General features: G+C 55.8%; 16 protein-coding genes. 7 read left to right on the forward strand and 9 right to left on the reverse strand.

Annotated elements, in window-relative coordinates:
* Positions 1–23 precede the first annotated feature (23 nt).
* Positions 24–2,519, reverse strand: coding sequence for an amylo-alpha-1,6-glucosidase (locus tag O3S85_RS19000; protein ID WP_269542554.1), 2,496 nt, complete (start codon positions 2,517–2,519; stop codon positions 24–26).
* Between the two features lie 148 nt (positions 2,520–2,667).
* On the opposite strand from O3S85_RS19000, the gene O3S85_RS19005 reads away from it, so the two are divergent.
* Positions 2,668–3,690: a LacI family DNA-binding transcriptional regulator gene (locus O3S85_RS19005; protein WP_269542557.1), complete on the forward strand. Its 1,023-nt coding sequence runs from the start codon at positions 2,668–2,670 to the stop codon at positions 3,688–3,690.
* A gap of 17 nt (positions 3,691–3,707) precedes the next feature.
* Here O3S85_RS19005 and O3S85_RS19010 read toward each other — a convergent pair whose 3' ends face one another.
* The 4 genes from O3S85_RS19010 to O3S85_RS19025 all read right to left on the reverse strand — a co-directional run bounded on the left by O3S85_RS19010 (position 3,708) and on the right by O3S85_RS19025 (position 7,604).
* The gene (locus O3S85_RS19010) at positions 3,708–4,421 is read right to left on the reverse strand and encodes a type II secretion system protein (RefSeq protein ID WP_269542559.1); all 714 of its coding nucleotides are present in this window, start codon (positions 4,419–4,421) and stop codon (positions 3,708–3,710) included.
* Between the two features lie 77 nt (positions 4,422–4,498).
* Positions 4,499–5,341 (reverse strand): carbohydrate ABC transporter permease, encoded by an 843-nt coding sequence (locus O3S85_RS19015; protein ID WP_269542562.1) that lies wholly within the window; start codon positions 5,339–5,341, stop codon positions 4,499–4,501.
* A complete protein-coding gene (locus O3S85_RS19020) occupies positions 5,338–6,255 on the reverse strand; it encodes a carbohydrate ABC transporter permease (protein WP_269542564.1) in 918 nt (305 codons plus the stop codon). Before O3S85_RS19020 ends, O3S85_RS19015 begins: the two co-directional genes overlap by 4 nt.
* Positions 6,252–7,604 carry an ABC transporter substrate-binding protein gene (locus tag O3S85_RS19025; RefSeq protein ID WP_269542567.1) on the reverse strand — a complete coding sequence of 451 codons (1,353 nt, stop codon included), beginning with the start codon at positions 7,602–7,604 and terminating at the stop codon, positions 6,252–6,254. The genes O3S85_RS19020 and O3S85_RS19025 overlap by 4 nt, the downstream gene beginning before the upstream one ends.
* Before the next feature lie 382 nt (positions 7,605–7,986).
* Between O3S85_RS19025 and O3S85_RS19030 the strand changes: the two genes are divergently transcribed.
* Positions 7,987–8,853 (forward strand): PEP-CTERM sorting domain-containing protein, encoded by an 867-nt coding sequence (locus tag O3S85_RS19030; protein WP_269542570.1) that lies wholly within the window; start codon positions 7,987–7,989, stop codon positions 8,851–8,853.
* A gap of 72 nt (positions 8,854–8,925) precedes the next feature.
* Here O3S85_RS19030 and O3S85_RS19035 read toward each other — a convergent pair whose 3' ends face one another.
* Complete coding sequence (locus O3S85_RS19035) at positions 8,926–9,960, reverse strand: LacI family DNA-binding transcriptional regulator (protein WP_269542572.1); 1,035 nt, start codon at positions 9,958–9,960, stop codon at positions 8,926–8,928.
* Between the two features lie 111 nt (positions 9,961–10,071).
* Here O3S85_RS19035 and O3S85_RS19040 point away from each other — a divergent pair, with 111 nt between their 5' ends.
* From O3S85_RS19040 to O3S85_RS19055, 4 genes are read left to right on the forward strand one after another with little or no spacing between them, the layout of a single operon-like run.
* The gene (locus O3S85_RS19040; protein ID WP_269542575.1) at positions 10,072–10,707 is read left to right on the forward strand and encodes a prepilin-type N-terminal cleavage/methylation domain-containing protein; all 636 of its coding nucleotides are present in this window, start codon (positions 10,072–10,074) and stop codon (positions 10,705–10,707) included.
* Between the two features lie 12 nt (positions 10,708–10,719).
* Entirely contained in the window at positions 10,720–11,403 is a 684-nt protein-coding gene (locus O3S85_RS19045; protein ID WP_269542576.1) for a hypothetical protein, read from the forward strand.
* A gap of 49 nt (positions 11,404–11,452) precedes the next feature.
* Positions 11,453–14,371, forward strand: coding sequence for a glycoside hydrolase family 5 protein (locus tag O3S85_RS19050; RefSeq protein ID WP_269542578.1), 2,919 nt, complete (start codon positions 11,453–11,455; stop codon positions 14,369–14,371).
* Between the two features lie 15 nt (positions 14,372–14,386).
* On the forward strand, positions 14,387–15,448 hold the full coding sequence (locus O3S85_RS19055) for a hypothetical protein (protein WP_269542581.1): 1,062 nt from the start codon (positions 14,387–14,389) through the stop codon (positions 15,446–15,448).
* Positions 15,449–15,813: 365 nt separating this feature from the next.
* Here O3S85_RS19055 and O3S85_RS19060 read toward each other — a convergent pair whose 3' ends face one another.
* The 3 genes from O3S85_RS19060 to O3S85_RS19070 all read right to left on the reverse strand — a co-directional run bounded on the left by O3S85_RS19060 (position 15,814) and on the right by O3S85_RS19070 (position 22,320).
* Complete coding sequence (locus O3S85_RS19060; protein WP_269542584.1) at positions 15,814–20,016, reverse strand: glycoside hydrolase family 5 protein; 4,203 nt, start codon at positions 20,014–20,016, stop codon at positions 15,814–15,816.
* 136 nt (positions 20,017–20,152) lie between these two features.
* Positions 20,153–21,034, reverse strand: a complete 882-nt coding sequence (locus O3S85_RS19065) for an alpha/beta hydrolase (protein WP_269542587.1) — start codon at positions 21,032–21,034, stop codon at positions 20,153–20,155.
* Positions 21,031–22,320 carry a Gfo/Idh/MocA family protein gene (locus O3S85_RS19070; protein WP_269542590.1) on the reverse strand — a complete coding sequence of 430 codons (1,290 nt, stop codon included), beginning with the start codon at positions 22,318–22,320 and terminating at the stop codon, positions 21,031–21,033. The genes O3S85_RS19065 and O3S85_RS19070 overlap by 4 nt, the downstream gene beginning before the upstream one ends.
* Positions 22,321–22,768: 448 nt before the next feature.
* Between O3S85_RS19070 and O3S85_RS19075 the strand changes: the two genes are divergently transcribed.
* A complete protein-coding gene (locus tag O3S85_RS19075) occupies positions 22,769–25,897 on the forward strand; it encodes an alpha-mannosidase (RefSeq protein ID WP_269542593.1) in 3,129 nt (1,042 codons plus the stop codon).
* Positions 25,898–25,920: the final 23 nt, after the last annotated feature.

Consider the following 25,920-nt stretch of genomic DNA (forward strand, 5'->3'; position numbering starts at 1 on the left):
CATGTGCTTAGGTTAAAATCAATTTATAAAGAGCCAATATAGCCAAGATGCATCTCAGCGATATTCACGAAATTGTAGCTATCGCCACCACCACCCGCCCGGGCAGTATAGGCAATATTACTGGCGAGATAACTCATATTGCGACAGTAGGCATCCTCACTGATACGAATCGCATATCGTCGCTCCTCCTGAAGCGATGCGACGATTCGGTTTGAAAGTAAAAAGCGTGTCCAGTCGCTCGTTTGTGGCATGATGAAATAACCCGCTCCGCAGCATTCATTCAGGTCCGAGAAAACCTCTACCCGTTTAACTGCGCAGGTGATGCCAGTGTTGATCGGCCCGGAACCGTTGGCGTAATTCACTTGAACCGCATATTGCCCGGACTGGCGAACACTTACATCTCGGGCGATAAGCTCATGCCAATCCAGGCCCCAATCCTCAAGATGATCATCAACCAAGCACCCGCCAACGCACGACATCTCATCGGAGCGAATAATCTGCGTTTGCCATGGCTCTTGGTATTGTCGGCCACGTGTCGGGTGTGAGGTCAAACCACGCTGCCGACAACGCGCAACCAATTGATAAACGTAGCGTTGATTCGGATAATTCCCAGATCGCAAGTCGAGCCAGGTATTCGCATCCTTAATCGTCGCGTGAAGCGCGCCGTTTCGATAAATATCTATTAACACCGAATCCGGATCGGGATGCCGAAAGGACAAGTGCAACAACCCACCTTGCAAACTTACGCCCGCTTCCCCATTCCACTCAGGCGGTTGTGGCGCGTAGATAGCATCCTTGCATTGCACGTCAACGAGCGGCAAAGAACAACGAGTCTGTGTCGAAACATCTGCATCCAAATAGACTTCCCAATCATTACGGGGCTGCAGCGCATCTTGACTCACCACTTGCCCGGAAATTTCGTCACCGTTCAGTAAGACACGTTTAACAATCGCCTTCTCCGACATGAATGAATCGGCCTCAGGCAAGTGCAATGTCACTGAATGAGACGCGTTTAAAAAGGAGACATTGACCAGGCGCAGACACTTTTCATCGGCAAATAAACTGGCTCTCATCCATCGTGTAATAAACGGTTCGATACGCATGCCAGAGTCCGTCATACGCAGCCCAAACAACATATTCTGCACTAATGATATGTAGCCCGCAACGGACCACAGCTGTCGGCGGGAATTAATCGTCGGCCCCTCCTGAGTGTCAGTCTTGACGAACGCCTGCCCGGATACGAAGTCGAAATTTTCCATATTGGAAAGGTTCACAGCGGAGAGTTTCATCAGCGATTGCACACCCGCGTCAACTACCGGCGCGTGGCCAACCTTTACCGCTGCCTTGATCCAGTAAGCAGTCACGAAAGGCCAGATGCCTTGGTTATGGTAGATTGGTGTTTGGCGCTCCTGTGGCCAAACTACCGGCGGCCCATGCGGTCCCGTTGGGTAGCAATTCAGGATGTCGCACGCCTGTTCTTCACTCGCGATATCGAACAGAATGACTAAACAGTTACCCAGTAAATCATAGCGCGGCAGCGAGAGGTCAACATCTCCAAACTCCGACAGCACATAAGTGCGAAAAAGACCCGCCTCCGCGTCATAGAAATGATGATGAATAGCCTCACGTAGGTCTTTCGCCCAAGCACCATAGCGCTCGCATTCGGCAGTGTGCCCCATCGAGTCAGCAAAGCTTGCCGCAAGCTCCAGCAGGAAAACATTCAGCGCGTTCACGGACAGCGCCTTGGACATCGCGATCGCCAAGGTATCGTTCTCCGTCCACTGCGGGTAGGTCTGCTCACGCCAATCAAGAAACGACTGCTCGCCCCGGTACAGACCGGCAGCCGCATCGAATACCAACACGCGATCCTGCTCAATGGTATCCTGCAAATACGGATAAACCTCCGAGACAAAATCTGCGCGCTGCGTGGAAGTAAGATGGCTCATCACTTCATAAGCGCCAAGCGCCCAAACCACGCGATCCGTCGAAACCGGGTAACTTCCGCCAGAGCCAGTGTCTTGAACGATCTGCTTTCCTAAGCCATCGCGAACGCTTTCCTTCAGCGCTGAGATTTTGAACTTCAGCGAACGCAATGCACGATCTGTATCCAGCGGAGCGAGGCCCAAATGCAGCGCGTAAGCCAAGTCACGCGTCCAAACATAATTCCACTTTTCACCCGTTTTATAGACACAGGTTTCAATCGGTTGACCGTGGGCATAATCGGCGTCTTCGATGCTGGATACAGCGTTCAATCGCGCCTCCTCGATAGCCATCGCATAGAGGCCATCGAAGAGTGTGTTGCCTGAACGGCAACGTGCTTGATCGCTTTGCTCAGCCACTTCCAAGCGCCCCCCGGGCGGCAAATCATCGCGCAGCTCGATGTCTGTCTCGAACTCATAGACACGTGCGCCGTCTGCGGCCTCGGAGACTATCGTGACCTGTTGGCCTCGGGCATTATTCGCCTTAGAAGTTGCACGATGCTTTGCGCCACTGAGCGGGATGAACGAAGGGGATTCCACAGAATTATCGGGGTGTGTTAAGCGTTGTTAATGACTGATTTTCAGTTCTGCCAAAACACGCTAAATGAACTGTTAAATCAAAACGTGAGCCCTTAAACAGTTAACTTGCGGTTGACATTTTGGACTGCCTCCAATCAAAATATATGGCATGACCCCAACGATTCGTAGTGTAGCAAAGCTCGCTGGCGTGTCGCCCGCCACCGTCTCCCTCGCCTTGAGAAATGACCCCCGGATCAGCTCCCAGGTGCGTGAGCGGGTGCAAGGCATTGCCGCCAAAGAAGGCTACCGCCCCAACCCCATTGTCTCTCGGCTAATCGCTCAAGTTCGGGCGAGCAAGACCACTAATTTCAAAAGCACGCTGGCGCTGGTTAATACCGCCGAACACTTGAAAGATGTCGAGGAGCGCACGGTTCGTTGCTGGATCGATGCCAGCGTTGAGCGCGCAACTGAGCAAGGCTACAGCGTGGATCGTTTTGTATTGGCCAAGGAGCCACTGCGCCCGGAGCGATTAATGAAAGTGCTCGATTCGCGCGGCATTGAGGGGCTCATCATCACCGGGCCTTTTCAGGACAACACCATTGATGCCAAATACGATTTGCTCTGGCAACGGTATGCGGCGGTTGTCCTTGGCGAGCGGCCGTTTCAGCCCTCGCTCTCGTGCGTGATCAACGATCAATTTAACACCGTTCGCCAAGCAATGATTCAAGTTCGGCTGCTGGGCTACCGCAAGCCAGCCTTGTGTGTTCACCCGTATGTCGACCGCATTCTTGAGCAGCGGCTGAGTGGCGGTTTTCTCGTCGAGCAGCGCCAATTGCCCAAGCGGGACTGGATCGCGCCATACGACTATGATGAGGCGGGCCAAGAGCCGTTTCTAAAATGGTTCCAGAAGCATCAACCGGATGTCATCATCACCCTGCATCCTGAAATAAAAGGCTGGTTACAATCCATCAATGTCAGCGCGCCGGATCACATCGGGCTGGTGCATCTGGACCACGAGCCATCCCTCAAAGACTGGGCCGGCATGAATCAGAACCACGAACATGTCGGCAAGGCCGCGGTCGACATGCTCATTGGCAAGTTGAATCGGAATGAGCTGCACCTTCCGCCATTTCCCAAGTGCGTGACCATTATGAGTGAATGGACGCCGGGGCCCAGCGTTCGCGAACAATAACCGCGCGCGAACACCGATCAATACTGGCGATTCGGCGGTACCAGATCGCCCAAGTCGCCGTTGCCATAGATTTCCTCGTTGGGAAGTAACTCAACGTGTGCATCGACAAAGCCAATGTGCGCTTGTCCATTGTAGCGCGTCGTTGGCCGGTCAATAAACCATACGCAAAATGAATCATTGGGCGCATCTTCTTCATAAACCATCGCCTTCGATTCCGGGCTTGTAATGTAATTCATTTTAACCGTTCCGAGCGCCTTTTCAAAACCGCTGGGTGAAGAAGCTCCGGGCGCGATCTCACCTTTATTGATTAGAAAATTGAAAGAGTAGCTAAAATTCCGGCCGGCCTCGCCAGTCTCCGTCAACCCGTCATCACTGGGTGCCTGGATAATTTCCTCAGCCGCGGCTGCGCTCTCCAAATAGCGGGCCAAGGCCGTGTTCTCCAATTCGGCTACGCCGTTGCGCGTGACAAAAAAGTAATCAGAAGGATCATCCAACCCAACGTTGTCCGCCGCTACTTTCGGCAAATGCCCTTGGTTGTCATTGGCATATAGTTGGGCCGCCAAACATATCTGGCGAATCTGCGTGCCGGACTTCGTGATATTTGCCCGATCTATGGCCTTGCCCACTGCCACAAAAATTAGTGCCCCCAGTATCGCAATGACGGAGATTACCGTCAGAAGTTCAACGAGGGTGAATCCAGCTCTAGGGTGTTGGGGGGTATCGAGATTCATCTTGAAAACAATGTTTTGTGATTATCACTTAAAAGTCGAGTAAAGCAAAGCTAAACAGTTAACCGCAGAAAGCGCCTTCAACCCTTGCCGCCAGTTGTCGCAATGCCTTCCACAAAGTAGCGCTGCGTGAAAAAGAATAGCACGATCACGGGCAGGACCACCAGTGTTGATGCAGCCATCAGGTAATGCCAATCCGTGCCGCCGCCCTTGCTTTGGTAAGCCTGCAACCCTAGCGCCAGGGTGAAGTCAGCCTGGTCTGTTAAGTAGATCAGTGGCCCGAGAAAGTCATTCCACGTGGCCATAAATTGAAATAGCGCCACGACGATTAAAGCCGGCTTGGCCAGCGGCAGAATCACCAACCAGAAGACTTGCAGTTCACTAGCGCCATCGATCTTCGCTGCCTCCTCCAAGTCTTTGGGTAATGTCAGAAAAAACTGCCGAAGCAGAAACACATTGAACGCACCTGCGAGAAAGCTTGGAAACCAAAGTGGCTTGTAGGTGCCGATCCAACCAAACTCTCGGAACAATGTGTAGAGCGGCACCATGATAACTGGAAACGGAATCATCATCGTCGCCAAAACCAAGACGAATATTTTATCGCGCCCCCGCCATTCGATGCGCGAAAAGCCGTAGGCGGCCAATGAGCTGCTTAGCACTGTGCCAATGACTGTCATGACACAGAGAAAGGTTGTGTTCGCCGTGTAGCGCCAAAACATCTTCATTTCGTCAATGGCCTGTGGGTAGTTCTCCCACTGCACCGTCGACGGTAACCAACGCGGCGGCATGCTCAGCGTTTCATTGAGCGGCTTCAGCGAGGTCGAAACCATCCATGCAAACGGCGCGATGAAGACGAAGGCACCGATCAACAGGATCACGTAGATGCAGATGCGCTGAACCAAACTGGCAGATTGAGAAGTCATTTGGCGGCGTAGTGTACATGGCGCTCGAAGACGTGCGTCGCGAGCAACGTGAGCGCCAGAATGATGATAAACAGGATCAGCGCGACGGCGCATGCATAGCCCATGCTCCAGGCCTGGAAGCCTTTGTTGAAGACATAAGTGGCAGCAAACAGCAGCGAACGCCCGGGGCCTTCTCCACCATTGGTCATTACGTAGGGCACCGCGAAAACTTGAAATGAACCAATCAGCGACATAATGCCGTTAAAGTAAATCACCGGCGATATGATCGGCAGCGTTACATGAAACGTCTTCTGCCAGAAGCCACAGCCATCAAGCTCCGCCGCTTCATAGAGTGAGCGCGGAACATCCTGTAGTCCTGCGAGGAATATCACGACTGCGTTGCCCACGCCCCACATGCTCGCCAATACGAGACCCAGCTTCGCGTAGGCGGGATTCACGAGCCAATTGGGTGGTTGCAGCGAGCTTCCGAATACGTAGTTAATCGCATCGCACACTGGGGCGAGTGCTTGGTTTATCAGCCCGATCTCGCCATTGAGCATCCACTGCCAAAGCACGCCTAAACACACCATGGGCACCAGCGACGGCAGGAAATAAATGGTCCGGAAAATCTTTTTCCCCGGCAGGTCAAAATTCAGCAACACGGCCAGCAGCAAAGCCGAAACGAGGTTAATCGGAATCGACAACGCGGCGAAATAGAAGGTGTTCCAAATCGACTTCCAGAAAAGCTCATCCACCGCCAGTCGCTCATAGTTGTCGAAGCCGATGAAGACCGGCTCAGCCAGCACGGAGTAATCGGTTAGCGACAGATAGGCGGAGCTGACCAACGGATAAAGCGTCAGCAGGATGAACCCGGCGATCCAGGGACTGATAAAACACAGCCCGACGATCATGTTGCGTTTTTCAGTTTTCGTCATCGCTCGTCCCATTCCTTTAGCCGTGCCTCGCGCACTTTGAGCCAGCTTTCGTATTTGCGCGCGAAGAGATCTTGCTGCCGACGTTGCACTTCCTCAGCAGCCTGCGTCGCGGTCTTTTCATCGCGCATTATTTCATCAATCGCGTTGACCATATCATTGCTGAACTCGTTAAAGGTTACCATCTGCGGGCGCATGCGGGCGTGCTCGTTTTCCGCCAACTCACGATAAACATGGATGTGCGGATTCGGGTGCCGCTCGTAGAATTCATCACTAACTTCCCGCAGTGGGCTGAACTTTAACTGCGCCAAGCTCAACGCCTCCAACTGCTCCGGCTCCTGCAGCCACTCCATGAACGCAAAAGCTTCCTCGGGATGCGCCGCACCTTGCGGGATTACCAGGCAATCGCTCTCCACCAGACTCGCACCATAGTCTTCCTCTCGCCAAGTGGGAAACGGTGCCACGCCCCATTCGAAATCATCCGGTGCAAAATTATTGATAAAGTTAAACATCCACGGCCCCTGTAACACCATCGCGATGCGCTCACGAAAGAATGGATTCTCCGGCGAAGCGAAGACGCCACTCAGTTGGCGAAACGCCATCAACGATTCCGCGCCATAACGCTCTGGGTAACTCTCAATCCATTCAAAAGCAGCCATGTTCGCCTCGCTATCGGCGGTCACTTTATCTTCGCCATTCCAAATATCGCCGCCAAACCAGATGCTCCAATTCGCGCTCCACCACCCCGGCTCAATGGGCATGTGCCCCATTACTTGGATGCGTCCGGCGTCGCTGTAGCGCGTCAGCCGATCATTGAATGCCTCCAACTCTGCCATGGTGCGTGGCGGACGCTCGGGGTCCAACCCGGCCTCACGGAAGAGGCGCTTATTCCAGTGCAGGGCGATGGTTCCCGGCGTTGTTGGCAGCCCCCACACGCGATCATACACGACGACCTGTTGCCAGATCGACGGCAGGTAGTCATCGGCATTCAGTGAAGACCCAGCCAACATTTTATCGAGCGGCATCAGGGCTCCATTGGATGCAAACACGGGCAAATTCGCCGTCCATAACCCTGCAAGGTCTGGCGGATTGCCACCCGCGGTGGCCAGCATCAGCTTGCGGTCGATGTTGCTGACCGAAAGGAACTTTACAAAGACTTCGTCCTGCGAGGCGTTATACTCGTCAACGAGTTTCGCCATCGCATCGCGCTCAAAACCGGTCCACTTCTCCCAGTACTCGATCTCAATGCGCCCATCCGCCCGCTGCGCGTCTCTCTGGTTACCGGCAAACAGCAAGTAACCAATGAGGGAAAGCGAGGCAAGTGTTAGTATCCAGGGCTTCAACGAAATCATGATGGGGAATGTGCCATTAAGCACATGCTTCCATCTAAGAATCAGGAACGGCTCGCGCGCGACCAACGTCTAATTAATCAGTTAAATAGCGACTCTCCGAAATCGACTTTGTCCAAGACAATTCGTGAAGCTCATTAGCGGATGCGGTTCGCGCTGCCTGTCGGACAATTTGACCGCTTCCCCGGTAGATTTCTGGATATGGAAAAAGTGATTTCCCTAAAAAACATAGAAGCAAATCCACATGAGAAAGCGAGAGGTGGACTGTGTGATTTATCAATAATGCCGCAGTGCGTTACTCATACCGCAGATGTTCCATTGAATAGAGAAACAGCACTGGTAGCGTGTTTAACTCAGAAATATAAACTCACTACCAATTAGAAAAATGAATACTCCAAATACCCTAGCCATTCTTGCAGCAAGCAGCATCCTAGTTACGTCTACAGCCCAGGCGATTATCGTCCAAGAAAACTTTCTCACCGGGGCAAACCCAGCTGCCGGTGAATATACCGTGGGCTCAGTCAGTGGACAAAATCCAACTGTCACGGGATTCACAGGAGCATGGAACATTAATGCCGGAGGTGGTCCTGTCATTGAGTCTGCTGGTCTCAGCTACTCCAATGCATCTGGAACCGTAGCCAGTTCTGGCGGAGCCATCGCAATGACGAATAATAACTCCAGAGGTGGTCGGCAACTAACGGCCGGCCTGGATGACTCATCCAGTGGCACCTACTACCTAAGCTTCATGTATCAGCAAGCCAGTACATTCTCGGGCTATCGCGGCATCGATCTATTCGATGGTGGTACCGGCAGCACAAACCGAACCCTGGGGCTTACGCAGGATTCCACCAACGATTATGAACTCAACATCAACGCGTTTGGAGCCACACAAGACAATATCTCAACGATTGGAACGGATGTCGTATTCTTCGTCATGCGCTTCGATATGAATTCAACAGCCGAAAGCGATACCTTTACGCTGTATATGAACCCCGATCTTGCCAACGAGCCAAGCGTCGCACTTTTCTCTGCATCCGGCTTGGACATTAGCTTCGACTACATTGGCCTTGAGCGGTACACCTCTGGAAGCAGTAACCGCACCATTTGGCTCGATGAGATTCGCATGAGCCAAGACTACAATGAAGTCACGACAGTTGCGGTTCCCGAGCCCACCGCATCGGCAATGATTTCCGGAATTTGCATTTTAACCGGTGCCTTTGTAATACGTCGGCGACGCCAGGCCATGGCTTAAAATTTAGTTGGTCGATTACACAGGATGCCTCTCAGTTTATGACTGGGAGGCATTTTTCTGCACACGTTTTCTTCACGCCTGCGGTCGCAAAGAATCACCATCCTTCCACTTGGGAGGCGCTAAGGTAAGCTCAGGATATTCTGGAATCCCACGTTGGTTGCAATAAATCTGCGAGACTACACGATCAGTTAGACAGGCTCCAACACGGCGAGGCTGCTGGTCTATGCCACAGATCGATGGATGATTAGCCTGCACGTCCAAACTAATAAAACCGATTTCTTCAGGCACTCCGATTTTCAAGCCTTTAATGAAAGACAAACTATCCAAATTTGAAATTAGCACATCGGGTTGCTCCGCCTTGCGCCACTGCTGGAATCGGCGCGCTTGAGTTTTAGGCGTTGATTTGACCTCAATTATTAGCGGAGAAACTGGATAAATGTCTTGGTCAAATAAATGATGCCTCAGAAAAATTTCAAGGTGCTGATGATCCACGCGACTACTCGTATTTTCTTCGAGCACTAAGCCCACGCGCCGATATCCCAGTTCTTTCAATTTTGCCAGTGCGATCGACAACCCTTCCCGATGATCAGACGCTACCCTGTGGATATGCGGCTCAAGCAATGTAAAGCCAATCGCCGCCATGGAAAATTGCCGTAAATCCAAGTCAAAATTCCAACCCCACTTCGGAAAGGGTAGAAAACACAGTCCCTCGACCTGGCGATAAGCCAAGGTCCGTATCACCGCTTTAGCGGCATCAGCACGTGTGGGTAAGTTAACCAATTCGGTGCGAAAACCCAACTCTTCCGCTCGCTGCGTAATGCCTGCATACCATTGTCGGGAATTTTCGTTGTCCTTGAGGCCGCTACCCACTTCCCCTGGTTGGACCACGGCCAGACAAGTATCCCTGGACGGGTGACGCTGGCGCATCTGTTGCATCCGGGCCACCACCAAGGGGTTGGGCCGATAGCCCATCTCCTTGGCAATCTTCTGGATTCTTTCTCGAGTTTCAGGCGAACAGCGCGGTTCATTTCTTAGCGCCCGACTCACTGTCATGCGACTGACGCCAGCATGATCAGCGATATCTTGTAAAGTAGGTGGGGAGCTCATTGGGGGATCAGCGTTACTTGTAACAAACAAAGGCGTTTGATCCATCAATACAATGGTGAAATGATAAAAATATCTCCTGAGCGAGTCATATGCCCACCAACCCCATCGAAAATGAATCACCCCCAGATCACCGCATCTCCCCGTGCAAACATTGGATTCACCTTAGTCGAATTGCTGGTCTGTATTGCCATCATCGCGATTTTGGCGGCCATTCTCATACCCGTAGTGGGCAGCATACAGACCCGCGCAAATGAAGCGAAATGCGCTTCGAATGTCCGACAGATTGCCAGCGGTTTTCTCCTCTATTCGCAAGATCACGACGGAGTATTTCCCACCTTCAAGGCTACCGGCGGCGGCAACGTGGAAAATTGGCGGCAGCAACTTTACGACTACGTAATCGACCCCGATTCCAACCGCGACCAGCACTACATCTGGTATTGCCCGGCCAAGAGCGACAGCGATCAGGACTGGCGCGACACCGCCAGCTACGGGTCCAACTTATACCTGAGCGGCAAAAGCTTTTACAGCATTCCAAATCCATCCAGCACAATGGCGGTAATCGACTGCACCCTCTCACAGGGCCACCACGCCAAAAGCGAAAACAGCTCCGAATCTCAGATCAAAAATTGGGTCCATTTCCGCCACGGCGGTAAGGCCAACATGGCCATGCTCGATGGTCACGTGGAATCCGTGGATGAAAGTGAAATCGATGAGCGCATCATTCCGGCCTTCAATCCCAATAAATAGTATACGAATTTTATGATAAACCCATTCAAGCAAGTTCTCGGCACCGCCCTCCTCGCGGCATGTCTAGTATCCACAGCCAGCGCGGGAGAAGCGCCCGAAATCAAAGTAGGCGCGGGCAAATTGGTCTTCGACGCCAGCGGCGCGGTTGCCTACCGGTCCGATCAGGGCGAGATAAACCTCTCCGTCGAATTTTATGCCCCCGGCTGGAGCCCACGCTCTCAATGGAAGCTTGGCCCTTCCGCTTCGAGCCTCGAAAGCGAGGGCAACAACCAGTGGGTCTGGACAAATACTTTTACACAATCCGGCGAAGTAAAGGCTGTGCTCACAGAAGAAGTGACCGCAACGGAAACCGGCGTCACCATTAGCTACCGGCTGGAGAAGGACCCGGGCTTTCGTTTTGAGTCCGCCTCAAAGGGCCCGCACCTGGAAGCCGTCATGCCCAGCGCCAGCTCTTCCGGCCAGGGCATTTCCGTTGCCGGCAAATCGGTGACGCTACCGGACGATAATTTTTGGGCGTATGGCGACACTGTCTTGTTTCCCGCCTGGGGCCTCGACATCACCTCCGCCGAGCGACTCTCGCTCTCGGTCTGGAAAGTCGGCGGGGGTGGCGGCAGCTCCGTAAGGTTTCCGCTGAAGGAAACCGAAACACTGGAAAACGGCGTTGTCATTTACGAAGGCAGCTTCGCCCTCAACTAATTACCCGAGCGCTCGACGCTTCACCAATTTACTCGTATCCATGAAGTCAATGAACTGGCATCGCACCGCCGTGTACTTAATGCTCGCCGCCGCGCAAACCGCGCTGCTGCCCCTCGCCCATGCGGCCGATGAGAAAATGCATCGCCTCGATTTCGACGGTGGGACCGTGGACATCAAAACCAACGGCCAGCTCGTCATCACTGGTGACGATCCCGCCTGCACGGCCATGCTCTCCGTCGATTGCTACACGCCCGGCTGGCGCCGCGAAACGCAGGACGACGTGACGCCCACGCTTACGCCCGCCGCTTCCGGCGACCAGTGGCAATGGCATGGCGAGTATACGAAAGGCGGCGCCATTATGAAGTTTGAGCAGACTGTTTGGGATCGCGGCGACAAGGTAGAGGTCGAGTATCGTCTGGACCGCCCCGTCGAATACGAAATTCAGGAGCGTTCACGCGGCCCGTTCCTCAGCGTGCAGTTCGAGGGCGAGTGCTTTGACGACCGCAACATCATGATCGGCAACCGCACCGTCACGCTGCCGATCTCAAACATCTGGGGCAACGGCAACCAGATCGTCATCCCCGGCGTCGACGCGGAAATCAAGATGACCGACTGGGCCGTCCTCTCCGTGTGGAACACCAGCGGCCGCCGCGAAGCGCGCGCCCAACTCATTTCGCAAACCGGCAAACAGCCCGGCCCGAAGACTTACGTGCTGCGCTTCACCATCGAAAAGCAGCAGACCGAAGTTCAGGAAGAGCCCGTCGAAAAAGTGCTCTCGATCAAGCTGCGCTCCTATCCGCGCATTCTGGAAAAAGCGCCCATTGCCGGCGTGGACACCAAGCTGCCGGAGAAGTGGCTCACCGAAGCCAACACCGCCTTTGACGCGGATAACGAAAGCGAGGCCAAGTATCTCGTGAACCAAAGCGAAGACTGGTTCGACGCCCAGGGCCGCGTCTATGACGTGCAGGACCGCCTCACGCATTTGCAGCTATTCAACGAAATTTTCGACGGCCCCAGCACGACGGACATCGCCCAACTCCAGAGCCAAGCCGTCGCCGCATTGAACGCCGCCGAGCTCGACCGCTCGATGGAACTCAGCACCCAAGCGCGCACGGCATTAGACGAGGCCGAAACCGCCGTCCGCGAGCAATACGGCTTTGGCTATTTTCCGATGACGGACTACAATCCGTTTAGCTGGCTCAAGGTGTTTGAGACGCTGGGCTACATCGGCCCGTCCGACGACCTAACGCCCGGCGAACCATACCCGAACGCGATCACTTGGCCCTCCGGCGGCGCGGGCGCGGAAGATTCCACGCTCTCGCTCGTGCCACAAGATGGCCCCGCCCTGCCCGACTTCGAGGTCGAGCGCACATGGGTCCGCAATACTTGGCGCAGCCCCGCCGGTCCGTCTTACACCTTCTCCGTGTTGACGCCGCTCATCGCCGTGGACAACATCACCGAGCTGCCGCTCAGCGGATTCCCCAGCACGCCGACCAAGCTCGCCTGGGCTGGCCAGGATGGCATGGACTTCGATCAAACGAGCAACCAGAGCATCGACTTGTCGCAAAGCAAAAGCGCCTGGTATTGGCTGCGCGGCTCGCGCTTTTCACTGCTGCTCTTTCCGACCGTTCAGCCCGCCGCCATGCATCGCGACGGCAACAACGCGACGCTCACGCTTTCGGAAAAAGGTTCCGTGTCGCTGATGCATATCCCCACCGCGTGGCTCGATGGCCAAGTGAAGACCGAAGCCGCATTCTGGGCCAGCGTCGCGGTCAAGGCGCCGAAGGATGTCGTCGACGCGCCGAAGGACGACGCCGTCACCCACCACTACCTTTACGCCGACCGCCCGAACCATCTCGACACGCCAGCAAAGGTCATTGCGCCCGTCCCACCGCTCACGGTGATGCACAATAAGGACAGCGATTGGCAGACGTCAGCCTACCGCACCAGCGCGGGTGAGTTCCGCTACGTTGAGAGCGACACACTGACGGTTCCCCTGCGCGAGCGCAACATCACGCAGCGACGCGGCATCAACGAATACCTTGCGCGTTTGAACGAACGGCGCGTGCAGGAATTTGCTGACATGGACATTGATTGGGTGCGCGTTTGCTTCGGCACGAAGGACTTTAAAGGCGATCCGCAAGAAGCTTATGACGAACTGGATGTAGTTCTAACGCGCCTCGGCAAGCACGGCATGAAGGCGCTCGTCGACCCGCACGATTTCCAGTTCAAGGTTCACGACTGGAGCAAGGGCATTCCGGAAGATCCCGAGGAGCGCCAAGCCTTCCTCGACCTGTGGAAGAACCTCGCCGAAGTTTCCATCAAGCACCCGGACGTCGTCGTTGGCTACGATCTCTACAACGAGCTCAAGGTCCGCAAGCCGCTTTGGCACACGTGGGACAAGCTCGCGACAGAAGCGATTGAAGTCATCCGCCCGATCGATCCGAACACGCCGATTTACATTTCCGGCGTCGAGATGTCGAACCCGTCGGGCTACTTCGAGGCCGCGCCCATCGAACAGGAAAACCTTGTTTACTCGTTTCACTTTTACGCGCCGCACTCATTCTCGCACCAGAAGATTTTCCGCGCTTCGACCAACGATGCCTTCGTGTTTTACCCGGGCTGGATTCCGCAGATCGACTGGAAAAACAACGAAGTTTACGGCAAGTCCCCGCTGCAATGGTGGGACCGCTGGACCATCGCCGCGTCGATGTGGCCGGTGCTGAAATTCGCCGCCGCAAACGATGTCGCCTTCCACTGCGGCGAAGTCGCGCCAATCGGTTACTCGCGCAAAAAAGCGTCCGACAGCTCGGGCCTCTGGACGCGCGACGCGATCGACGTGCTGGAGCAACACGGTATCCCTTGGCACTTGTGGAACCAGGGATTCGGGCTGGTCATTGAGCCGGTCGCCGATGTCGCGAAGGCGCACTGGTCGGACAATTCCCTGTTGCCCGCGGACGAACGTTAAGGCACGCTCAAGAGGATGCACGACGTCGAAGCCCTCACCGAGTTCGAGCAAAATTGCTACCTTGCCTACCCGCACACCAACGGCTTTCTCTCGAATGGCCAAGTGGTGTTCGGGCAGCAGGCTGGCGACGACGTCAACCTCGTGCGCTATTGCCCGGAAACGAAAACCACACAGCTGCTGCGCTCCTTCACGCCGAAAGACCGCAACCCGAGCGAACAGTTTTTGTGGTTCGATGTCGCGCGCGAAACCGACGACGTCGCGGTCAACGCTGGCCATGGTGTTTATCGGTTCTCCGGTTTGATCAATGAACCCGACACGAGCCCGCGCATCGCCGAGAACCCTGCCCCGCCCAACGGCGGACAACTGCCCAGCATCACCGACGACGGCGCGCGCATCTTGTTTGAGTCGCGGCTCGATGAGCAATTCGGCGCATGGCAAGTCGACGTCGCTTCCGGCAAAACGCAGAAGCTCGTTCAACTGCCCTGGCACGCGAACCACTTTCACCATTGCCCGCACGACGAGCGCTGGATCGCCTTCTCGCACGAAGGCGCGGCGCCTACAATCATGGACCGCGTGTGGGGCTGGCACGGCGAAGACGCTCCCACTGGCTGCTGCCTGTTTGATCAAACCGGCAGCAGCTTGTTGTTCGGTCACGAACGATGGTGCTTTCATCGCACGAGCTGCGTTGTTGTCGCCTACGGCGAAAGCCCCGGCGGCCCACGTGGCGTTTACTTCTGCTCACCTGGCGGCGCACAGCCGAAGCTTATCAGCGAGGGCGACCGCGACTGGCATGTCAACATCAGCACCGACGGCCAATGGCTCGTCACCGACACCACTGGCCCGCACGACGCCCCGGGCCGCGGCTGGGAAAACGCCGGCTCGACCAGCGACATCCTGCTCATCAACGCGACCACTGGCGAGCGCACCTTCGTGGCTCGCAGCCGCAAGGGCGACACCCACCCGCGCCACCCGCACCCGGCCTTTTCGCCCGACGCCCGGTGGATCTATTTCAACGAAGCCGACGAAAGCGGCGCGCTCAATCGCGTCTGCCGCGTGCGCAATCCCTTTGTCAGTTAGCCGACCGGCAACCGCCAACTGGCGGCAAAAGTTTGCCCATACCCAAACTAATCGTTTGCCCATGCCTAAACGGATTGTTTGCCCTTGGGCAAACAGGTTGAATGCCCATAAGCAAACGATTGCAATGCCCCGGGGCAAACGGTCGCAATACACGTAGGCAAACGCGCAGTTTGCCCATAGGGAAACTTTTTTGGCGTGCTTGAGAGTGTCTGGAAAATCTTTTGCCTCAACGCGGCAGTTTCCTAATCCGCAGACACTGCCTAGAGCATTGGAAAAATTTGAAGCTCATCGCCCGGCCTTGGCGCAAAAAAAAACGGGGGAGACCAAATCGGTCTCCCCCGCCCCTTACCCTTATGATATGCGCATCAATTTTCGTAGATGCGTATGTTGCTGAAAACGCTGACGCCGGAACCATCCGTGTCGTCATCGTTCACAAAGATTAGGTAGTCCATCGTGTTGGTCGTGTTGTAGAACGAACCAATCGGGATCGAGTAGATCATTTCGTCGGGCGCGAAGTTCGAATAGTTGTCCGCCGAGTTGATTGCGATGCCGCCGTTCCAACCTTGCGTGCCGTAGAGTAGTACCGCGCGGTCGTGGTCGCCATAGTAGTTATTCTCGTCCAGGCCGATGCCGTGCAGTTCGCCAATGGAGTTGCTGCTGAAGGTCACGTCGAGCATCGTGTTGGGCGTCATCGTGTAACCTTCGGGCAGCGCGAACTTATACCAGGAGTTGCCGGTCAGCGTGATGGCCCGCTTGTCGGCTGAGAGCGTGAAGTTCGCCCCATGGCCGCCTTGGCCATTTTGCCCTGAACCATACGCGGTGATGTCGGCTGCATTGAGTTGCATGCCCGTTTGCAGGCCCCAGAAGTCGATCATCTGGTCGGCCACTTCCGGGTGTTCCAGGCCCGAGCCATGGTAGGCCCAGAGCGTGGTGTCGAGCGCGAAGCGGGAGGCCCATTCGATAACGTGCTGGTTCCACACTGCGGCGCCGTCCTGCGAGCCACCAGAGCGCGAATAACCCAGCGGCGAGAACTCGCCAAGCAGGATGTCGCTGTTGTATTTGGCCAGGTATTCGAGCACCGGCATCATCGCCGCGCCCACGTTCCACTTGTCGTAGAAAGTCGGTTCGCGGTTCGAGCCATAGTGGTCGTTGCCGTGGTCGACACCAGGCACCCAGAACGGGTAATACGTGTTCGGCGCGTCGCTCGTTTGCTGCGGCACCTTTTGGTGCGTGAAGGAATACGGCGTGTAGAAGTGGAACGTCGGGCGCATCAGCGGGTCCGGCATTTCCGTATCCTGATACCATAGGCCGTCGGCGCCGCCATAGGAAATCGCCGAAACGTAGTGCAGCGTGTCGGGGTCGACATTGACAATCGCGTCGCTGACCAACTGCGCCTGCGCCACCCAGTCATCCATCAACGAACCGCGGTCCAGCGGTGGTTCGTTGTAGAAATCGTAGCCGGCAAGGATGTCCTTATAAGGCTGAGCCAGCGTAGCGAGCTCGACCCACCAGTCGATGTAGTCCTGCAACTCCTGGCCAACGAAGATGTCGTTATAACTCATGCGGTAGAGCGCGGTATGCGGATCGATGATCGCCTTGATGCCGTTGGCCTCGCACTCAGCGAGCGCGTCTTCGAACATGTCTTTCAGTGTTTGGCGATCCGTGGTCGAGGCCTGGTAGAGCCGCGCCACCTTCACACCGTAAGCCGCGAGTTCTTCGTAATCGACAGTGCGGTCGATCGGCACATTGGCGCCGTGCAACGGCTGGTGCGTGATCGCCGGAATGTCGAAGCTCACTTGCGAGCCAGTGACGTATTCGTAGTCGCCGTAGTCTTCGCTGGTCGCGATGTTGAACGACGTGGTTTGCACACCGGTGATGCTGAGGTCCGCCAGCACCGCCAAGGCGGGAACCGGCGCAATGCGCTGCGAAGTTTCGCCGTGAACGCTGCTCGTGGTCAGGTAATTGTAGTCGTAAGTGACGGTATTCCCCTGCATGGATTCGCCGACGGAGACCGGGCAATCGAGCGCCACCGACGTCCAGAAATCCACGCGGGCCAGCATGTAGGGCCACGTGCTGGGGTTCGCGCCATCGGGCTCGTTTCCGCCCTGCAGTTTGTGGAAGGCGAAGTTCGTCGCCGACTGTGTTTCGATGATCAGCTCGCGGTCGGTGATGCTGATGTCGTCCACGTATTCGGGAATCACGATCAGGTAATAACCGTCCGTGGTTTCGAGAATCGCCTTGGCGGAGTCGATGGTCGGCAGTGTGGTCGTGCTCGGCGTGATGGCCGTGTAGCTGCCGCCGGATTGCACCCATAGCTGCTGAATGACTTCCGGATACTCCGTCCACGAGGCAATCGGGATGCGCAGGTAGAATTCGTCGGTATTCTTAAAGAGCACGAGGGGCGTCAACACGGAGTAGATGACTTCCCAGCCATCGTCGTGCAGCCAATGCGTCGTGGTCCAGTTGCGCTCGTGAGTGAACACGTGGTTGTTCGGCACGTTATTAAAGTGCGCCTCGCTGTAGGGGATCTGCTTAATCGTGCGCGAGAAAACATAGTCGTAAGAAGGGTCTTCGCGCAAGAAGCTGAAGTTGGACGGCTTCCAACCATCGTGCGTCTCCTCCCACACGCTCAACCACGGGTCGGGTTCCAAGTTTTCCCCAAGGTCGGGGTGGTGGCGGAAGCCCATCGTGTCGAAGCTCTTGATCCAGCCCCAGCGATTCTCACCACCGGTGTAGGAAACCGGCGGCGCGCCCGCAGCATCTTGCAGCGGCACGAGGTTGGCCAGCTCGGCTTTCACGCCAGCGGACTGGCTGTTGTTGATCAGCGCCAGCGCGCTGTCCAAGTAACTTTGCGCGGCAGAGTAATTTTGGCCGTGCAGCATGCGGTGGGTGTAATCCTCCTTCGCGGCATGCCAGGCGACGACGGCCGCGAACCAATTTTGCAGGTCTTCACGGTAGGCGTTGAACTCAGTGATGTTGCTGTTCAGGTAAGCCGTGTGCATCTGGTCGAAGATCGCCTTGCCCGCGCCCATTTCCAAACCTTCCGGTGACGGGTGCTCCAGCAAAATGCGGTAGCCGTCGAGGTAATCGAGAACCACGCTTTTATTCGGAATCTCGGCGCCCGCGTAAGCGCTTACGACGACGTCATCGATGCTCGCGTCGATATCACGATTGCCGGTTTGCACTTGGTGCGCGCCGATCAGGAAGACGTCGGCCACGCCGTTGTCCGCAAAGCCGGAACCGCCGCTGACGTCGATCGTCGACGCTGTGTAGCTGCCGCCGCCGTAGGGCGACTGGTCGAGCGTCAAGGTGGCGTCATTTCCGTTCACTTCGATGAGGACATCGATCAGTTTGTCCCGGTCGAGCCGTTCGGAAACGGTCGAGGTCAACTCCGTGCCGGTGATGCTGCCGTTACCGTCCGCCGCGGCGCCGTCGTATTGATAGACCGAGATGCTGTCCGTCGCAGTGATGTCCACCATGCGCAGATACCAGCCGCGGTTGCCCGGCAAATCGTTGCCCTGAGCGCGGGGCAGCAGCCAGAGGCCGGAACCAGCGAATGTCCACCCGTTCATTTGCGACAGGTCAAGCGTTGCCTCGATGGTGTAGTTAAGAAGCTCGTCCAGATCACGGTCGACGTAGAAGCGCGCGCCGGCGCCGCCGGGGTCCACGCTAGTGACACGAATGGCGTCGCTATCGATGCGCACAGAATCGTCGCTGCCTTCGGTTTCGATCCAGCCTTTGCCGCGGAACGGCGTAAAGCCGAGCGCATCGTTGTCGGGGCGGTCAAAGTCATCTTCGTAAACGACGCCGGCGTAGACTACGTTGCTTGGCGTGACGTCGTCGTAGTTCGTCGCCATGCGAATTTCGTCCACCGAGAAGTCGTGCGTGTAGCTGGCGTAGGTGTAGCGTTCGAGCCCGAAGTGGTCGAAGGAGATGTCCAGCCCGCTTAAGTTGACAATGCCGCTGCCGGGCTCGGTCTCCAGGCCCGGGTTCACGTAAAGCGTAAAGCTGTCGCCGCCAGGCGTCGTGCTCATGTCAAAGCGCATAACGAAGAACACGGCGTTGTTATCGACGTCGGCAAACTCGGACACAGTATTGCCAAAGGCGCTCAGGCTGAGCTTGCCGTCGGTGCTCGAATCGGCGCCGAGGGAGAGCTCGCGATAAGAGCTGCCAACGCCGCCATCGTAGAGGCCCATCCTGCGATAGCCAGCAAGATCACTGGCTTGCTTGTAAACGAAGCTCAGGTAATACGTGCCGCTGGAGGAGTTGTCGAGCGAGGCGGACAGCTGCCGCGCGGCGCGGGAGTTGTTTGAGCCCATGATGAGCGAGCCGCCGGTGGTGTCGACGGTACCGGTGGAGTCGGCGTAGATCAGTGTGCTGCCACTGACCGCCGGGCCGCCGCCAGCGGTGATGATCCAAGGGCCGGTAAAACCAGTCACCGTCGGCGCCTGGTTGTAGACATTGTTGGTGGTGTATTCGCCAGCGCTGGCGTTGCCACCAAGCGCGAACGATTCGTCCACGAGCAGTGCGTTACCCACGAGCGGGCAACTAAGGTATGCGGTAGCCATGCAAAGCCACCTGTAGGGGGTCTTCATTGGTTGATGGGGGTGTAGGTTTGGGATTGTTGGGGAAACGTAACGGCGGCTAATAGCTGCCAGTCACGGGGAAAGCTTTGGGGGGTTTGTTCCGAAGGCTATACGAGGTTTATAAATGCGCTTTGAGAAATGCCAGAACAGCGGGCTTCACATCAGTCCCGGCGGCAGTCCAACCAAATGAGTGCTTGGCTTCCGGTATTTCAATGTAGGTGTGCTCGATGCCCTTTTCCTGTAGGATGGGGACCAGCTTGCGCGAGAACTTCACTGAAACAGATGGATCGCTATCGCCATGCACGATGAGGATCGGCGGCGTGTCGTCACCTAGCCATGTGGCGGGCGATGCGAGCTTCGCGTTTTCCCCCTCGGGCAAGCCAGGGATGCCGCCCTCGAACTTGGGTGCCCGATGCGGATTGTTCACCCACGCCGTGCCATAAAAATTCACGATGCAGCTGACGTCGTTGCTCTGATCCAGGTAAAGTCCATCCTGGTTGAAACGTTCCACGTTTACCGTGCTTCCGGTCAGCAATGCCAAATGTCCTCCGGCAGACCCGCCCATCACCGCGATGCGATTCGGATCGACGCCGTAATCCTCCGCATGCGCGCGGATGTAGCGCACGGCTGTTTTGCAGTCGTAGAGGTTCTGCGGCCAAGCGACCGTTTGGCCAAGCCACTTACCGTTCTCGTCGCGGTGAAAAACGTTGAGCTTGTAGTTGATCGAGAAGACCACGTAGCCCTCTTCGGCCAGCCCGTTGCCAAAGGCTTGTTCGCGGCGATCATTTTTGTCGCCCATGCGCCAGGCTCCGCCATGGATGACGACCACCGCTGGGCGCGGTCGCTCGAAGGAATCCGGCGGCAAATAGACGTCCAGCTTTTCGCTGCGATCATCGCCCAAGTAAGCAATGTTGCGCTTCACGACGATGTCTGTTTCTGCGATGCTCATCGCTGGGCCAAACAGGATGACTAGAAATAAAGTAAGAGTTAAATTTTTCATGATGACTTTACGCAAGCAACCTTAGGCGATTGGATTAACTGAACATGGGAATGCAGATTCTCTAATTGTTCCACCGTCGCATATCCCCCTTTCTTTCCCCACGAGACGCCTTGGCTAGATGGAAAATTTCCGCTGTCTGCAAAGTGTCGTTGGCAATCCAAGATGCCATGAATATAGCGAACGGATTTCTTGTCTTTTGTCTCTGGGACAAAGGCATAATCGGTCGGTTCAAGTCGGCAAATACCCTGGCTCGCCAAGTATGTCAGTGCATTGAGCTGAACAAACGCCTGGCAATCCTCAAGCGTAGTCGGCGGGCGTTCGAATTCACCATCCAGGTAGGCTAGAAAGTTACGGATGTTTTGCTCCAACAGCCGATCAGATGTTAGCGGAATTTTCTCCTTACGACCGTCATTCCATGTAATCTTTATGTGGTCATTCGGAGCAATGTGAATTTGCGCGTGATCAAAGTATAGTTCTTCCGAAGTGTATTCAATTTCTTTGCAGACATTGGTTACCGCGATACGCACAACCACACCGCTTTCTAAAAGCCCTTGAGCAAATACCGTATCAGGCCCTTCGATCGGTTGCACCGAATATAACTCTGATTCCAAGGACACGCATTTTGCCCAAGAATAGAGCCCACCAGTGCCACAAAAGAATAATAAGTTGTGCAAGTGGTGCGCCATTCCATTTCCAAAGCAGGAATCCAGTACTAATTGTTCGCCAAGAAGCAGACGCCCTGCCCAGGCATTACGGTGAAAATAGCCGCATGACCTGCGCCATGCGCCAACAAAGCGCGCTTGATTCAGCGCACCGAATTCACCGGCAAGGATTCGCTGCTTCAGCTCAAGCCGTTCGGTTTGACCGATGTGATTAAAACCGACTGCGGTGAACAGCTTCGCGTGCAGATCATACTTGACCATGGCATCCAACTCAAGCGGGTCCAGCGTCGGCGGTTTTTCCAAATAACAAGCCAGCCCGGCATCAATACATTGCTGATGCATCTTCGCATGAACGATGAATGGCGCAGCAATTGACGCCCAATCGTTTTGCTTGAATTCATTAGCATGCGCGGCCAGCAGCTGATCGAAGTCTGCATAAAGCGCGACCCCTCGCTCTGCGAATCGAAAAGCTTCACAGAGCTCAGTTAAACTCTCGATCTCTGGATCACAAACGGCGCGGACCTTCAACAAGCCTTCATTCTCTAACTGAAGGAGCACTTCATGATGCTTCTCAGCGAAGCCACCGATTCCAGCAACGTAGACATTTTTGGTTTCAATTCCCACTGGCACTTTCTTTTTACTGGGCGGGAGATCATTGAGGCGATCAATGCCCGGGGTAGTTCAGATTGATGGAAAAACAATAGCACTACTTTCAGGCAGTGTCTCAACCTAGAGGTTGCGTTACCCGTATCGCGACGGGCTATAAGCATCAGAAGGAAGACTATGATTGTGGGGGTTAAATCCACGCGAAATTACAACCAGTATCTCGTAGATGATCGGCATTTCAGACAGTGAATCATAAATCTCTGTAAGTCAGCAACCTACCGGACTACCTACCTGCGCCTTCTTCAATATTGGAAAAGTTAGGATCAAGCACTGAAACGACTCAGGTCGGGAAATGGCGCGGACCAATTGTTTCTAAAAAAAACATTTTACAGTCTTACCACTTTCTTAAAGATAATCACCCATGCTGGACGTAGTGCAGACGTCTCAACCGTTCCAATAATTTATCGTGATCACCTCTCCAAAGACTTTGGCCAAACTGGCGCGCATCGAAGCAAATTACCGCGCTCGCATCTTTCTTCCTCAATCGGTGCTCAATTCCGAGTATTTAGAAACCAGCGAGCACTGGCGCGCGGTCCCGGCCAAAAATTCCAACTGGCAACACGCCGATAGCGGCCTCAAGTGGGGCAGCTCGGGTAGCAGCGCCTGGTTTCTCGCTTCCTGGACCGCAGACCAGGATTACCATGAGCCCCTCTTCATCGCAGCCGACACCGGCGGCTGCGAAGCCATGTTCTGGATCAACGGCAAACCTGCAGGCATCTTCAACCATGCCGATTACAAGCATCAGCGCGGCGACCACGTCGCGCTGCTGCTGACCACATCCGCGCGCGCTGGAGAGACCTTCGAGATCGCTGTGGAGTCCTACGCCGGTCATGAAATCGTGGGCGTGCATCCCGGCGACACGCCGGAAACTCAGGACGCCTACCGCCCGCCATTCACCCGCGAATATAAAACGATCAACCTACTCCGCCGTGACGAACAGGTCATGGACTTCGTGATTGATCTCCACTTGGCACGTACGCTGGAGGAAGGCCTGCCGGAGCGCAATTTTCGCAAGGGCGAGCTCCTCGCCGCACTGAGCGAAGTCTTCGCCACAATCTGGGAAGAACCCGACACAGTCGAAGAAAATGTCTGGCGTGAGTGCCTACGCCGGGCGTCCAAAATCCTGAAAACCGTCTTGGCCAAGCGCAATGGCGATTCAGCACCACGGGCGGGGCTCGTCGGCCACTCACACCTCGACACTGCCTGGTTGTGGACCATCGACGAAACCATCCGCAAATGCGCGCGTACTTATAGCAACGTACTGCGCCTCATGGAGCAGTATCCCGAATATCGTTTTGTTCAGAGCTCTGCACTCCACGCAGACTTCATGCGCGAACACTACCCTGAGATCTTCGACGGCATCCAGCGACGCGCGCGCGAAGGCCGCTGGGAGCCCAATGGCGGAGCCTGGGTTGAGCCCGACGTAAACCTCGCAGGCGGCGAGGCGCTCATCCGCCAATTCATTTATGGTCAAGGCTTCACCCAAGAGCATTTCGGCTACAAGTCGGATGTGTTCTGGCTGCCCGACACTTTCGGCTACACCGCTGCCCTTCCCCAGATCCTGCTCGGCTGCGGCATCCGCTACTTCCTGACCACTAAACTGAGTTGGAACGAGACCAACAGCTTCCCCTATGACACCTTCTGGTGGGAAGGTATCGACGGCTCAAAGGTATTTACACACTTCAACGACATCCATTGCGCTCCCGACCCCGGCACGCTGCTCAACAAGCTTGCTGGCTCTGGCCCCAAAGACTTCCGCACCACAGAAAACTGTGTGCGCCACCCTGACGTCAACCAGATGCGCCTTGTCTCCTTCGGCAAGGGCGACGGCGGCGGCGGGCCCGACTTTACCATGCTCGAGGTGGCCCGCCGTGTGGGGGACATCGACGGCTGCCCGCGTGGCGAATACACCACCGTCTCCGACTTCATGCAGGAATTGGAAAACCACGCCGTCCGCGCCCCCCTTTATTGCGGCGAGCTTTATGTGGAGAGCCATCGCGGCGTCTTCACCCAGCAGGCCTCCATCAAGCGACTAAACCGCGCCGCAGAGTTCGCCCTACACAACCTCGAATACTGTGCCGCGCGCGCTCAATTAACCGACGTAAATGTCGATCGCGCACGGCTCGAACGCCTTTGGAAAACTCTGCTCCTAAACCAATTTCACGACATCCTGCCAGGCACCTCAATCCCTGAAGTTCACGATCGCGCCATCCGGGAGCTCAGCGCTCTCGTCGCCGATGCACGCGCCTTCAGCACCGAGTTGCTGGATAAATTATCTGACTCCGCCACCGACGCGATCAGCCTACACAATACCTTGAGCTGGAACAGAGAATCCGCATGGATCCCCGCCGAGTTTCCTCTTCCCGCCAACGTCGTTGCGCAAACCATCGATACGCCGTGGGGTGAGCGTCGCCACATCCTGGCCGGGCTCAATCTGCCACCGCTCGGCGCCTCCGTATTGCCAATCAACCGCATACCGCAGGATACCAACAAAGCGGCAGCCGAAACCGATTGCCCTTTTACCTTCGACGGTTCCGTGGTCACAACGCCATACGCGAATATCCGACTCGATGAGGCCGGGTGTATCGACTCGTGGATCGACCTGGCCAGCGGACGCGAGCTGCGCGCCCCAAACCGAGGCCCACTCAACAACCTGGTCTTCGGCGAAGACATTCCAGCACAATGGGACAATTGGGACATTGACGCCGACCTCGAAAGCAAGCTCGCGCCTCTCGTATCCAAGTGCGAAATAAAGGTCGCCGCCAAGGGCTCACTGCAACTACGCCTGCGGCGCAAAGTGCAGCTGACACCACGCTCCTGGCTGGAGCAGGATATGGTATTTCACGCCCACACCGCACGCGTCGACTTCGAAACTGCGGTCCAGTGGGAGGAGCCGCATCGCTACCTGGGGGCGGAGTTTCCACTCGCTATTCATAGCCCAACGGCGCGGCACGAAATCCAGTTTGGGCACCTGCAGCGCGGCACCCATGCAAACTTCTCCGAGGACCGTGCGCGTTTCGAAGTCAGCCAACATAAGTGGAGCGATCTGTCGGAGGCGGACTTCGGCGTCGCCTTGCTCAATGATGGTAAATACGGCCTCTCGGTTCGCGGCGGCAAGATTCGCCTGTCCCTCATGAAAGGTGGTGGACACCCGGACCCGCGCGGCGACCGCGGCTTCCACTTTTTCACCTACTCGCTGCTGCCTCATCATGGCGGTTTTTCAGTCGAGTCGGTCGTGCGGCCTGCTTATGAGCAGAATACGCCCCTGTTGATTCACACCAGCGCCACACGCGAAACGGCATCGCTAATCGACAACGTCGCTCCCAATGCTGTCGTGGAAACCATCAAGCCCGCCGAGGACGGCCGAGGTATTATTGTGCGCCTTTACGACGCCGCCGGTGCTGCCTCAAAGCTCGCCTTCACGCCAGCCGCATCACTGACCCAGCAAACGGATTGCAACCTTCTTGAGGAACCGGTTGACACGCCGGAATGGCATCGCCCCTTTGGCATCCGTAGCGTCCGCCTGACTCGATAAAGTAAGCGACAAAAAAGGCCTGT

The sequence above is a fragment of the Cerasicoccus sp. TK19100 genome, from assembly GCF_027257155.1.
GTDB classification, from domain to species: Bacteria; Verrucomicrobiota; Verrucomicrobiia; order Opitutales; family Cerasicoccaceae; genus Cerasicoccus; species Cerasicoccus fimbriatus.

Bases quoted from the DNA above. Each gene is read 5' to 3' on its own strand.
- O3S85_RS19005 (WP_269542557.1), top strand. From the start codon at position 2,668: ATGACCCCAACGATTCGTAGTGTAGCAAAGCTCGCTGGCGTGTCGCCC.
- O3S85_RS19010 (WP_269542559.1), bottom strand. From the start codon at position 4,421: ATGAATCTCGATACCCCCCAACACCCTAGAGCTGGATTCACCCTCGTT.
- O3S85_RS19015 (WP_269542562.1), bottom strand. From the start codon at position 5,341: ATGACTTCTCAATCTGCCAGTTTGGTTCAGCGCATCTGCATCTACGTG.
- O3S85_RS19020 (WP_269542564.1), bottom strand. From the start codon at position 6,255: ATGACGAAAACTGAAAAACGCAACATGATCGTCGGGCTGTGTTTTATC.
- O3S85_RS19025 (WP_269542567.1), bottom strand. From the start codon at position 7,604: ATGATTTCGTTGAAGCCCTGGATACTAACACTTGCCTCGCTTTCCCTC.
- O3S85_RS19030 (WP_269542570.1), top strand. From the start codon at position 7,987: ATGAATACTCCAAATACCCTAGCCATTCTTGCAGCAAGCAGCATCCTA.
- O3S85_RS19035 (WP_269542572.1), bottom strand. From the start codon at position 9,960: ATGAGCTCCCCACCTACTTTACAAGATATCGCTGATCATGCTGGCGTC.
- O3S85_RS19040 (WP_269542575.1), top strand. From the start codon at position 10,072: ATGAATCACCCCCAGATCACCGCATCTCCCCGTGCAAACATTGGATTC.
- O3S85_RS19045 (WP_269542576.1), top strand. From the start codon at position 10,720: ATGATAAACCCATTCAAGCAAGTTCTCGGCACCGCCCTCCTCGCGGCA.
- O3S85_RS19050 (WP_269542578.1), top strand. From the start codon at position 11,453: ATGAACTGGCATCGCACCGCCGTGTACTTAATGCTCGCCGCCGCGCAA.
- O3S85_RS19055 (WP_269542581.1), top strand. From the start codon at position 14,387: ATGCACGACGTCGAAGCCCTCACCGAGTTCGAGCAAAATTGCTACCTT.
- O3S85_RS19060 (WP_269542584.1), bottom strand. From the start codon at position 20,016: ATGGCTACCGCATACCTTAGTTGCCCGCTCGTGGGTAACGCACTGCTC.
- O3S85_RS19065 (WP_269542587.1), bottom strand. From the start codon at position 21,034: ATGAAAAATTTAACTCTTACTTTATTTCTAGTCATCCTGTTTGGCCCA.